Raw genomic sequence first — 13,127 nt, forward strand, 5'->3', positions numbered from 1 at the left:
GGTGTCGTAGAGTTCGCGGCCCATGCCGTGTTGTTGGGCGCCTTGGCCGGTGAACAGGAACGCGGTCTTCCCGGTCCGGACCTTTTCGTGGATGAGGTTGTTGGTGAGGGCGTGGCGGAGGTCGTCGATCGTGGTGCCGATGGCGGCGGCGCGGTGGTCGAAGTGGGTGCGGGTGGTGGCCAGGGAGTAGGCCACCTGGGCCGGATCCAGGTCCGGGTTGTTCTCGATCAGTTCCAACAGTTGTGCTGTCTGGGCTTGGAGGGCTGGTTCCGACTTCGCGGAGATCACCCAGGGCACGGGCGCACTGGTCGGTTCAATGGGTTCGGTCGGGTCTGCTGCGGGTGGTTGTTCGAGGATGAGGTGGGCGTTGGTGCCGCTGATTCCGAACGAGGACACTCCGGCTCGGCGGGGATGGCCGTTCTCGGGCCAGGGGGTGGGCTCGGTGAGGAGCGAGACCGCGCCCTGCGTCCAGTCCACGTGCGGGGTTGGTTCGTCCACGTGCAAGGTCTGCGGCAGGACGCCGTGCCGCATCGCCTCGATCATCTTGATGACACCCGCGACGCCCGCACCCGCCTGGCTGTGCCCGATGTTGGACTTGATCGAGCCCAGCCACAAGGGACGGTCCTCGGGACGATCCTGCCCGTAAGTGTTGATCAAAGCCTGGGCCTCAATGGGGTCGCCGAGGCTGGTGCCGGTCCCATGGGCCTCGACGGCGTCCACATCGGCAGGGGTGAGTTGGGCGTTGGCCAGAGCTTGCTGGATGACGCGTTCCTGGGACGGGCCGTTGGGCGCGGTCAACCCGTTGGAAGCCCCGTCCTGGTTGATGGCACTGCCCCGCACGATCGCCAGGACGCGGTGGCCGTTGCGTTCGGCGTCCGACAACCGTTCCAGCATCACCAGTCCGGCGCCGTCGGAGATCCCGGTGCCGTCCGCCGATCCCGCGAAGGCCTTGCAGCGACCGTCGAGGGCGAGTCCGCGCTGGCGGCTGAACTCCACGAAGGCGCCCGGAGTGGCCATCAGCGTCACGCCGCCCGCGAGGGCCAGGTCGCACTCACCGTTCCGGAGCGCCTGGATGGCGAGGTGCATCGCGACCAGGGAGGACGAGCAGGCCGTGTCGACCGTGACCGCCGGGCCCTCCAGGCCGAGGGTGTAGGAGAGCCTGCCGGACGCGACGCTGCTGGTCATTCCGGTGAGCAGGTAGCCTTCGAGGGCTTCTGGCGTCTCGTGGTGACGCGGGCCGTAGTCCTGCGCGATGACGCCGGTGAACACTCCAGTGCGGCTGCCGCGCAGGGTGTCGGCGCTGATTCCGGCGCGTTCGACGGTCTCCCAGGCGAGTTCCAGGAGGAGCCGCTGCTGCGGGTCCATGGCGGTCGCCTCACGTGGCGAGATCCCGAAGAACGCCGCGTCGAACTCGTCGGCGTCGTGCAGGAACCCGCCGACGTTGGCGTAGGAGGTCCCGGGGTGTTCGGGGTCGGGGTCGTAGAGCGCGTCGAGGTCCCAGCCGCGGTTGGTGGGGAACGGGGTGATCGCGTCGGTGCCGCCCGCGACCAGCCGCCACAGGTCGTCGGGGGTACGGACGTCGCCGGGGTAGCGGCAGGCCGTCGACACGATCACGATCGGGTCGTCGGTGGTGGCGCGGACCGGTGCCGGTGCCGCCGTGGCGGTGGCGGAGCCGCTGCCGAGGACGCGTTCCAGCAGGAAGTCCGCCATGGCCGCGACGGTCGGGTGGTCGAAGACGACCGTGGCGGGCAGCCGTAGGCCGGTGGCGGTGGTGATCCGGTTCCGGAGTTCGACCGCGGTCAGTGAGTCGAAGCCGAGGTCCTTGAAGGCGCGGGCCGGGTCGACCGATTCGGGGGTGGCGTGGCCGAGAACCGTGGCGGCGTGCGCGCGCACCATGGCGACGACCGCGTCGCGGCGTTCGGTGTCGGGCAGGTCGAGGACGCGCCGAGTCCACGCGGAGGCGCCTTCGGCGGCCGCCTGCGCCACGCGGCGGGACGGTGCCCGGACGAGGCCGCGCAGTGGCGCGGGCAGGGTGCCCGCCTCCGCTTGGGCGCGCAACGCCGTGTGGTCGAGTCGGACCGGTACGAGGGTGGCGTCGGGGGAGCCGAGGGCGGCGTCGAAGAGCGCGAGCCCTTCGGCGTCGGACAGGGCGGCGACGCCGGTGCGGCGCATCCGGGCGCGGTCGGTGGCGCCGAGCGGCCCGGTGGTGCCGCCGGTCTGCGACCACAGTCCCCAGGCGAGTGAGGTGGCGGGCAGGCCGTTCGCGCGGCGGTGGTGGGCGAGCGCGTCGAGGAAGGTGTTCGCGGCGGCGTAGTTGCCCTGCCCCGGGCCTCCGAGGGTGCCGGAGAGCGAAGAGAACAGCACGAACGCCGACAGGTTCAGGTCGCGCGTCAGTTCGTGGAGATGCCAGGCCGCGTCCGCCTTAGGGCGGAGCGCCGTGTCGATCCGCTCCCCGGTGAGGGACTCGATCGTTCCGTCGTCGAGCACGACCGCCGTGTGGACGACGGCGTCCAACGGATGCTCCGCAGGAATGCTGTCGAGCAGGCTGGCCAGGGCGTCGCGGTCGGCGATGTCGCAGGCGGTGATGGTGACGTTGGCGCCGAGTCCGGTGAGTTCGGCGGCCAGGTCGTGGGCGCCGGGTGCGTCGGGGCCGCGGCGGCTGGTGAGCAGGAGGTTGCGGGCGCCGTGTCGGGTGACCAGGTGGCGGGCGATGAGGGCGCCGAGGGTGCCGGTGCCGCCGGTGATCAGGACGGTGCCGTCAGGGTCGAGGGTCGGCGGGAGGGTGAGGGCGAGTTTCCCGACGTGGCGGGCCTGTTGCAGGAACCGGAACGCCTGGGGAGCCTGCCGGACGTCCCAGGACTTGATCTGCGGATGCTCGAACGCCCCCTCCTCGAAAAGGCGGACGACCGTGGTGAGCATTTCCTGGATGTGCTCGGGCGTGGGCTCAGCGAGATCGTAGGGGCGGTAGTGGATTCCGGGGTGGTGGGTTTCGATCTCTGCGGGGTCGCGGAGGTCGGTTTTGCCCATGTCGAGGAAGTGGCCGCCGGGTTTGAGGAGGGTGAGGGAGGCGTCGGTGAGGGGTCCGGCGAGGGAGTTGAGGATGGTGTCGAAGTCGGTGGGGAAGTGTTGGGTGAAGTGGGTGGTGCGGGAGTTGGCGATGTGGGTGGTGGGGTAGCCGAGGGTGTGGAGGGTGGGCCATTTGGTGGGGTGGGCGGTGGCGTAGGGTTCGGCGCCGATGTGGCGGGCGATGTGGGTGGCGGCGGTGCCGACGCCTCCGGTGGCGGTGTGGATGAGGATTTTGTGGCCGGGTTGGAGGTCGGCGAGGTGGATGAGGCCGTAGTAGGCGGTGAGGTAGACGACGGGGACGGTGGCGGCTTGGGTGTAGGTCCAGTCGTCGGGGATGGTGGTGATGAGGCGACGGTCGGTGATCGCCACCGGCCCGAACGACCCGGCGATGAACCCCATCACCCGGTCCCCGGGCGCCAGGTCCGTGACCCCTGGGCCGGTCTCCATGACCACCCCGGCTCCTTCGGCGCCGATCACCGGGTCCCCGGGATACATGCCGAGGGTGATGAGGACGTCGCGGAAGTTGAGGCCTCCGGCGCGCATGGCGACGCGCACCTCCCCGTCCGCGAGCGGGCGGGCGGAGTCGGGATCGTCCCGCAGGACGAGGTTGTCGATCGTGCCGATCTCGGTGACGTCCAGGCGCCACCGCGGGCTGTCGGGCAGTGACAGGGATTCGGTGTCCTGGAGGCGGGGGGTGTAGGTGGTGCCGTCGCGGAGGGCGAGTTGAGGTTCACCGGTCGCGACGGCGTCGGCGATCGAAACCCCCTGCGGGGCGTCCAGCAGGACGAACCGACCAGGGTGCTCGGCCTGCGCCGCCCGCACCAGCCCCCACACCGGAGCCTGCGCGGGGTCAACGTCCTCAACCTCGTCGACCGCCACCGCCCGATCGGTGACGATCACCAACCGGGACTCACCGAACCGCTCCTCGGCCAACCACCCCTGCACCAGGTCCAACGCCCGATGCGTCACCTCCCGCGCCGCGTCGGCGACGTCACCGCCACCGGACGGCACAGGGCAACGCACCGCCACCACATCCGGCACGGGCGAGCCACCGTCCGCCACGGCGCTGGTCAATGCCGCCAGGTCCGGGTGCTCGGCGGCGCCCGGCACCATGCCCGCCCCCGCGCCGAGGATCGCCCACTGGTCGGCGGCGCTCGGCGCGGGGGCGGTGGGCAGGCCGGTCCAGCCGAGGCGGTAGAGCGGCCGGTCGGCGGCCGGGGACGGGGCGGCGAGCCGGTTGGCGGAGACCATCCGGGTGACGAGGGACTCGATGGTCGCGACCGGGGCGCCGGTGCCGTCGGCGACGGTCAGTCGGAACGTGTCCGGTCCGGCGGGGGAGATCCGGACGCGCAGCGCGGTGGCTCCGGTGGCGTGCAGCCGCACCCCGCTCCACGCGAACGGCAGACCCACCTGCCCGTCGCCGAGCCTCGCCAGCACGCTGAGCACCAGCGGGTGGAGCGCGGCGTCCAGCAGCGCGGGGTGAAGGACGAACCCGGCGCCGGACACCGCGTCGGGCAACTCGACCTCGCCGTAGAGGTCGTCGCCGAGCCGCCACGCGCGGCGGAGCCCCTGGAAGGCGGGGCCGTACTCGTAGCCGGCGGCGGCGAGTCGCTCGTAGGCGCCGTCGGTCTCGACGGGGGACGCTCCGGGCGGGGGCCACGCCGGGCCCGGGTCCTCGGGCGTCTCGGTGTCGGCCGGTGCCAGGGAACCGGTCGCGTGCCGGGTCCAGGGGAGACCGCCCGGGTCCTGCGGGTCGTGGGGCCGTGAGTGGATCGTGACGGGACGCCGTCCCGCGCCGTCCGGGGCGCCCACGGCGACCTGGAGCTGTACCGCCGCGTCACCGGCGAGCACGAGCGGCGCCTCCAGCGTGAGGTCCTCCAGCAGTTCGCAGCCGACCCGGTCACCGGCCTGGACGGCCATCTCGACGAACGCGGTCCCGGGCAGCAGGACGGTGCCGAACGCCGCGTGGTGGGCGACCCACGGGTGGGTTCGTGCCGACAGCCGCCCGGTGATCAGGAGGCCGTCGTCGTCGGCGACGCCGACGACGGCGCCGAGCAGCGGGTGCTCGGCGGCCTCCAGCCCGGCGGACGACACGTCGCCCAGGCCGGGCGTCGTCTGCCAGTACGAGCCGCGCTGGAACGCGTAGGTCGGCAGGTCGACGCGCCGCGCGCCGGGCAGCAGCGCGGCCCAGTCGACGTGCGCGCCGTGCGCGTACGCCTCGGCGACGGAGGTGAGGAACCGGTCCCAGCCGCCCTCGTCGCGGCGCAGCGACCCGACGGCGGCACCGGGACGGTCCGCGTCGTCGAGGTTGTCCTGGACGCTCGTCGCGAGGACCGGGTGCGGGCTGACCTCGATGAACAGCCGGTGACCGGTCTCCAGCAGGGCGCCCGTCGCCGGGGCGAAGTGCACCGTGTCGCGGATGTTGCGGTACCAGTAGTCGGCGTCCAGGGCGGCGGTGTCGAGCGCCTCACCGGTCACCGTGGAGTAGAACGGCAGGTCGGACGTGACGGGCGTGACCGTGGCGAGTCCGGTGAGCAGCTCGTCGCGGAGTTCCTCCACCTGCGGGGAGTGCCCGGCGGTGGCGGTGGCGAGGATCTTGCGGACCCGGACGCCGTCGGCCTCCAACGCCGCCGCGAGCGCGTCGACCGCCTCCGGGTCGCCGGACACGGCCACCGACCGTGGTCCGTTGGCGGCGGCGACGGCGATCCGGTCCCGCCAGGGCTCCAGCCGCGGCAGGACCTCGTCCGCCGGAAGCGACACCGACAGCATCGCGCCGCGCCCGGCCAGCCGGGTCAGGGCCCGGCTGCGGACCGCGATGATCCGCGCGGCGTCGTCCAGGGTGAGCGCGCCCGCGACATGCGCCGCCGCGATCTCCCCCTGGGAGTGGCCCACCACCGCGTCGGGCCGCACGCCCACCGACCGCCACACGGCCGCCAACGACACCATGATCGCGAACAGGGTGGGCTGGACGACGTCGATGCGTTCCAGCGAGGGGGCGTCCGGCTCCCCGCGCAGCACGCCCTCCAGCGACCAGTCGATGTAGGGGGCGAGCGCCTCGGCGCACGCCGCCATGCGCTCGCGGAAAACGGGCGAGGAGTCGAGCAGTTCCAGCGCCATGCCCGTCCACTGGGAGCCCTGGCCGGGGAACACGAACACGGTCCTGCCGTCGCCCGCGGTGCCGCGCACCAGCCCCGGTGCGGGCTCGCCCTCGGCCAGCGAGGTCAGGCCGGCGCGGAGACCGGCCCGGTCCCCGGCCACGACGACCGCGCGTTCGGCGAAGGCCGCGCGTGTGGTGGCCAGCGAGAAACCGACGTCGGCGGGGTCCAGGTCCGGGTCGGCGTCGGTGAACGCGACCAGCCGCTCGGCCTGGGCGCGCAGGGCGGCGTCGGTCTTGGCGGACACCGGCCACGCCAGTACGGCGGGCGCGTCGGCTCCCTGGGCGGGGGCCTCACCGCCCGCCGTGTCGTCCGTCGTGTCGTCGGCCGGGGCCTGCTCCAGGATGAGGTGGGCGTTGGTGCCGCTGATCCCGAACGAGGAGACGCCCGCCCGGCGCGGGTGACCGTTCTCCGGCCAGGGCCGCGCGTCCTGGAGCAGCGCCAGGGCGCCCGAGCTCCAGTCGATGTGCGGGGACGGTTCCCCCGCGTGCAGGGTGCGCGGCAGCACACCCGCCCGCATCGCCATGATCATTTTGATCATGCCGCCGATTCCGGCGGCGGCCTGCGCGTGCCCGATGTTGGACTTGATCGAGCCCAGCCAGAGCGGCCGGTCCGGGGTCCGGTCCCGGCCGTAGGTGGCGAGCAGCGCGTGCGCCTCGATGGGGTCGCCGAGCGCGGTGCCGGTGCCGTGCGCCTCGACGGCGTCCACGTCCCCGCCCGACAGCCCGGCGTTCGCCAGCGCCCGCCGGATGACCTTCTCCTGCGCGGGGCCGTTCGGGGCGGTCAGCCCGTTGCTGGCGCCGTCCTGGTTGACGGCGCTGCCGCGGATGACCGCGAACACCGGGTGACCGGCCTCCCTCGCCCGCGACAGCGGCTCCAGCACCAGCACGCCCGCGCCCTCCGACAGCCCGGTGCCGTCGGCGCCCGCGCCGAACGACTTGCAGCGGCCGTCGGGGGCGAGGCCGCGCTGCTGGCTGACCTCGATGAACCCGGTGGGCGCGGCGAGCACCGTCACACCGCCCGCGAGCGCCATCGTGCACTCGCCGAGCCGCAGCGCCTGGCACGCCAGATGCACCGCCACCAGCGACGACGAGCACGCGGTGTCGACGCTGACGGCCGGTCCCTCCAGCCCGAGCGTGTACGCGACGCGGCCCGAGGCGACGCTGCCGGCGCTGGCGCCGCCGTAGTCGTGGTACATCACGCCGGTGAACACGCCGGTGGGGCTGCCGTGCAGCGTGCCCGGGTCGATCCCGGCGCGCTCCAGCGCCTCCCACGCGGTCTCCAGCATCAGCCGCTGCTGCGGGTCCATCGCGACGGCCTCGCGGGGGCTGATGCCGAAGAACTCGGGGTCGAACTCGTCGGCGTCGTAGAGGAACCCGCCCGTGCCGACGTAGGTCTTGCCGGGCCGTCCCGGTTCCGGGTCGAACAGGTCGGGGTCCCAGCCACGGCCCGTGGGGAACGCGCCGATCGCGTCGCTCCCGGCGGCGAGCAGGTCCCACAGCTCCTCGGGCGTGCCGGCGCCGCCGGGGAACCGGCAGCCGATGCCGACGATCGCGATGGGCTCGTCCGTCGCGGTGGCGGCGACCGGCACGGCCTCGGCGGGACGCGCCGCGGCGTCGCCCGGCACGTGGCTCAGCAGATGATCGGCCAACGCAGTGATCGTCGGATGGTCGAAGACCAGTGTCGCGGGCAGCCGCAGCCCGGTTGCGGCTCCGAGCCGGTTGCGCAGCTCGACGGCGGTGAGCGAGTCGAACCCCAGCTCCTTGAGCGCCCGCGTCGTGTCGATGGTGTCGGACGTCGCGTGGCCGAGCACGGTCGCGACCTGTGTCCGGACGAGGTCCACGGCGGCGTCGCGCCGGTCCGGTTCCGGCAGGGCGGCGAGCCGCTCGGCCCACGCGCCGGAGTTCCCGCCCGCGCCGGCCACCCCGCGGGTCGACGCGCGCACCAGGTCGCGGAGGACGGTCGGCAGCGCACCGGCCGCCGCCTGCCCGCGCAGCGCCGCGTGGTCGAGCCGGACGGGCACCACATGCGGGCGGGCCGCCGCGAGCGCGGCGTCGAAGAGCGCGAGCCCCTCCTCCGGGGCGAGGGCCGTGACGCCGGTGCGGCGGACGCGCGCCAGGTCGGCCCGGTCCAGGTGGGCGGTCATGCCGGTGGCGTTGGACCACAGCCCCCAGGCGAGCGACGTGCCGGGGAGGCCGAGGGCGCGGCGGTGGTGGGCCAGCGCGTCGAGGAACGTGTTGGCGGCGGCGTAGTTCGCCTGGCCCGACCCGCCGATCGTGCCGGAGAGGGAGGAGAACAGCACGAACGCGGCCAGGTCGTGGCCCCGGGTGAGGTGGTGCAGGTTCCAGGCGGCGTCGACCTTGGGGCGCAGCACGGCGGTGAGCTGCTCCTCGGTCATCGCGGTGACGACGCTGTCGTCCAGGACCCCGGCGGCGTGGACGACGGCGGTGAGGCGGCGGCCCTCCAGGACGGCGGCGAGCGCGTCCCGGTCGGCCGCGTCGCAGGCGGCGACCGTGACGTCCGCGCCCAGGGCGGTGAGCTCCGCCACCAGGTCCCCGGCGCCGTCGGAGTCGGGGCCGCTGCGGCTGGTGAGCAGGACGTGCCGGGCGCCGTGCCGGGTGACGAGATGCCGGGCGACCACCCCGCCGAGGGCTCCGGTGCCGCCCGTGACGAGCACCGTCCCGTCGGGGTCGAGGGCGGGACCGTCCCCGCCGGGCTCGTCGGCGACGCGGGCGAGCCGCGGCGCGAGGAGCGTCCCCGCGCGGACGGCGAGTTGCGGTTCGTCGGACGCGACGGCGGCGGGGATCAGCGCGCGTCCCGCGCCGTCGATGCCGTCGACGTCGAGGAGCGCGATCCGGCCCGGGTGCTCGGTCTGCGCGCTTCTGACGAGACCCCAGGCGGGGGCGGCGGTGAGGGCGCGCACGTCCTCGTCGGCGCCGGTGGCCACCGCGCCGGATGTCACCACCACCAGCCGGGCGGTGGCGAAACGGTCGTCGTCCAGCCAATCCTGGACGATCCCCAGCAGCCGCGCCGCCGACGACCGCACGGCCTCGGCCAGGTCCCCCGGCTCGCCGGGCTCGCCGACGTCGGGGGTCCAGGGCAGCAGCACGATCTCGGGGACCTCGGCCCCGTCGTCCATGGCCGCGCGCAGATCGTCCAGCCCGGCGTGCACCGGACCGCCCAGCCCCAGGTCGTCGTCGCCGAGGACGGCCGTGGCGGCGCCGTGGGCGGCGGGCGCGGTGACCTCCGTCCACCGCACGGCGTGCAGCGGGGAGGCGGGCGCGGTGAGACGCCGCGGGTCGACCGGACGCAACGCCAGACCTTCGGCGGTGAGGACCGGAGCCCCGTCCGGGTCGGTGGCGGCCAGTTCGTAGACACCGGCGCCGGTCGCGGTCAGGCGCACCCGCAGCGTCGTCGCGCCGGTCGCGTGCAGCCGCACCCCGCTCCAGGCGAACGGCAGGTCGAGCCGCCCCCCGGATTCCCCGGCCCCCGATCCGGCCGCGTCCAGCGCGAGCGTGTGCAGCGCGGCGTCGAACAGCGCCGGGTGGATCCCGAAGAGGCCGGGTTCGGCGTCCCCGCCGAGCCGCACCTCGGCGTACAGGGAGTCGTCGCCGCGCCAGGCCCCCCGCAGGCCCTGGAAGACCGGCCCGTACCCGTAGCCGAGGTCGGCGAGGCGCGGGTAGACGTCGGCGAGGTCGACGGCCCGCGCCCCGGGCGGCGGCCACGACGCCGGGGCGGACGGGTCGTCGGCGGGCCCGCCCTCGGCGAGCACGCCCGTGGCGTGCCGGGTCCACGGCTCGTCGACGGCGCCGGACGGCCGCGAGTAGACCGCCACGGAGTACTGCCCGTCCTCACCCGCCGGGGTGACGATGACCTGGACCGCGACCGCGCCGGTCGGGGGCAGCACCAGCGGCGCCTCCAGCGTGAGGTCGTCCACCAGGTCGCAGCCCACCTGGTCACCGGCCCGCAACGCCAGCTCGACGAAACCGGTGCCGGGGAACAGGGCGGTCCCGGCGACGGCGTGGTCGGACAGCCACGGCTGCGCGTGCCGCGACAGCCGTCCGCTGAGCACCCGGCCCTGCCCGTCGCCGAGTTCCACGACCGCGCCGAGCACCGGATGCCCGGCGGGGACGAGCCCGGCCGCGCCCAGGTCGGCGGTCAGCTCGGGGCCGCGCAGCCAGTACGGGCGGCGCTGGAACGGGTAGGTGGGCAGCGCGACGCGGCGCGGGTTCAGCCCTTCGAAGAAGCGGCCGAGATCGACGTCCACGCCGTGGACATGCGCTTCCAGCAGGGACGTGTGGAAGCGTTCCAGCGTGCCCTCGTCACGGCGCAGCGAACCGAGCGCCACACCCGGGGACTCCGCGTCCTCCAGGGCACCGGAGATGGCGGCCGTCATCACGGGATGCGGGCCGGTCTCGATGAAGACGCCGTGCCCGTGCGCGATGAGAGCTTGCGTCGCCTCATGGAACCTGACCGTGCCGCGAAGGTTCCGGTACCAGTAGTCGGCGTCCAGCCCGGTCGTGTCGAACCGGTCCCCGGTGAGGGTGGAGTAGAAGGCGACCTCGGCGGCCCGTGGCTCGATCCCGTCGAGCAGCTCCAGCAACTCGTCCCGCAACGGCTCGATGTGCGGGGTGTGCGACGCGTAGTCGACGTCGATGACGCGGGCGCGCAGACCGTCGTCCTTGCACGCGTCGACCAGGCGGTGGACCGGCTCGACGTCCCCGGCCACGACCGTCGAGGACGGCCCGTTCACCGCCGCGACGTGCACGGCCCCGTCCGCGTCGCCGAGCAGCTCCCGCACCCGCTCCACCGGAAGCGGGATCGATGCCATGGCACCGGTCCCGGCGATCGCGGTGATGGCGCGGCTGCGCAGCGCCACGACCTTCGCGGCGTCCTCCAGGGACAGCGCGCCGGCGACGCACGCCGCGGCGATCTCGCCCTGCGAGTGCCCGATGACGGCGTCCGGCCGCACCCCGTACGACCGCCACAGCCCCGCGAGCGACACCATGATCGCCCAGAGCGCGGGCTGGACGACGTCGACACGGTCCGCCGGAGGCGTTCCGGGCACGCCGCGCAGGACGTCGAGCAGGGACCAGTCGACGTGCGGGGCCAGCGCCTCCGCGCACCGGGTCATGTGGTCGAGGAAGACCGGCGAGGAGTCCAGCAGGTCGACGGCCATGCCGGTCCACTGCGAACCCTGACCGGGGAAGACGAACACGGTCCGGCCGCCCACGGCCGTCCCCGTGACGCACCCCGCCGGGACGTCCCCCTCGCTGAGGGCGCGCAGCGCGTCGGCGAAATCGACGCCGCCGCCCCCGACGACGGCGGCGCGGTGGTCGAAACGGGTGCGGGTCGCGGCCAGGGAGTACGCGACGTCCACGGGGTTCTCGCCGGACAGTTCGAGGAGCCGGGCGGCCTGCGCCCGCAGCGCCGGCTCGGTCCTGGCCGACAGCACCCACGGGACGGACACGTCCGCGGCGGGCCCGGCCGCCGGCTCGGCGGGCTCCGGCGCGGGCGGCTGTTCGAGGATGAGATGGGCGTTGGTGCCGCTGATCCCGAAGGAGGAGACCGCGGCGCGGCGGGGACGGCCGGTGGCTGGCCAGGGGGTGGCCCTGGTCAGGAGCTCGACGGTTCCTTGCGTCCAGTCGACATGGGAGGTAGGCCGGTCGACGTGGAGGGTAGAGGGCAGGGTGCCGTGTCGCAGGGCCATGATCATTTTTATGATCCCCGCCGCGCCGGCGGCGGCTTGGGTGTGTCCGATGTTGGACTTGATGGAGCCGAGCCACAGGGGCCGGTCGCCCGGCCGCTGCCGCCCGTAGGTGTTGATGAGGGCCTGGGCCTCGATCGGGTCGCCGAGCGCGGTCCCGGTGCCGTGCGCCTCGACGGCGTCCACGTCCGCGGGCGTCAACCGGGCGTTCGCCAGGGCCTGGCGGATGACGCGCTCCTGGGACGGGCCGTTCGGCGCGGTCAGGCCGTGGCTCGCGCCGTCCTGGTTGACGGCGCTGCCGCGGATCACCGCGAGCACGTCGTGGCCGTTGCGTTCGGCGTCCGACAGCCGCTCCAGCACCAGCAGACCCACGCCCTCGGCCCAGCCGAGACCGTCCGCGTCCGCGCTGAACGCCTTGCAGCGGCCGTCCGGCGCGAGCCCGCGCTGACGGCTGAACTCGATGAAGACCCCCGGCGTCGCCATCACGGTGACACCGCCCGCCAACGCCATGTCGCACTCGCCGTTCCGCAGCGCCTGCACGGCGAGATGCGCGGCGACCAGCGACGACGAGCACGCCGTGTCGACGGTGACCGCGGGCCCCTCGAAACCGAACGTGTACGACAACCGTCCCGACGCGACACTGCCCGCGCTGCCGGTGCCGAGGTAACCCTCGAACTCCTCCGGCGGCGGCGCCAACCGCGACGCGTAGTCGTCGTACATCACGCCCGTGAACACGCCGGTGCGGCTCCCGCGCAACTCGTCCGGGACGAGACCCGCCCCTTCGAGCGCCTCCCACGCGGTCTCCAGGAGCAGACGCTGCTGCGGGTCCATCGCCAGCGCCTCACGCGGCGAAACCCCGAAGAACGCCGGGTCGAACTCGTCGGCGTCGTACAGGAACCCGCCGGTGTTCACATACGACCGGCCCGCCCGCTCCGGATCCGGGTCGTACAGCTCGTCCAGGTCCCAACCGCGGTTCACGGGGAAACCGCCGATGGCGTCGCCGCCGGCGTCGACCAGCCGCCACAGATCCTCGGCCGAACGCACACCGCCCGGGAAACGGCAGCCCGTCCCGACGATCGCGATGGGCTCACCGGCGGCCTCGGTGAGCCGCCTGTTCGTCCGCCGCAGCCGCTCGTTCTCCTTCAGCGAGGCACGCAGCGCCTGTACGAGCTGGCCGTCAGAGTCCGGCATGGGAGTTC

General features: G+C 74.1%; 1 protein-coding gene. It reads right to left on the minus strand.

Going from position 1 to position 13,127, the window contains the following annotated elements; all coding sequences use genetic code 11:
- Positions 1–13,119, minus strand: a 13,119-nt coding sequence (locus D0T12_RS36895; protein ID WP_117405113.1) for a type I polyketide synthase, incomplete at its 3' end; no start/stop codon positions are given.
- Positions 13,120–13,127 lie beyond the last annotated feature (8 nt).

The organism is Actinomadura spongiicola, from assembly GCF_003432485.1.
GTDB classification, from domain to species: Bacteria; Actinomycetota; Actinomycetes; order Streptosporangiales; family Streptosporangiaceae; genus Spirillospora; species Spirillospora spongiicola.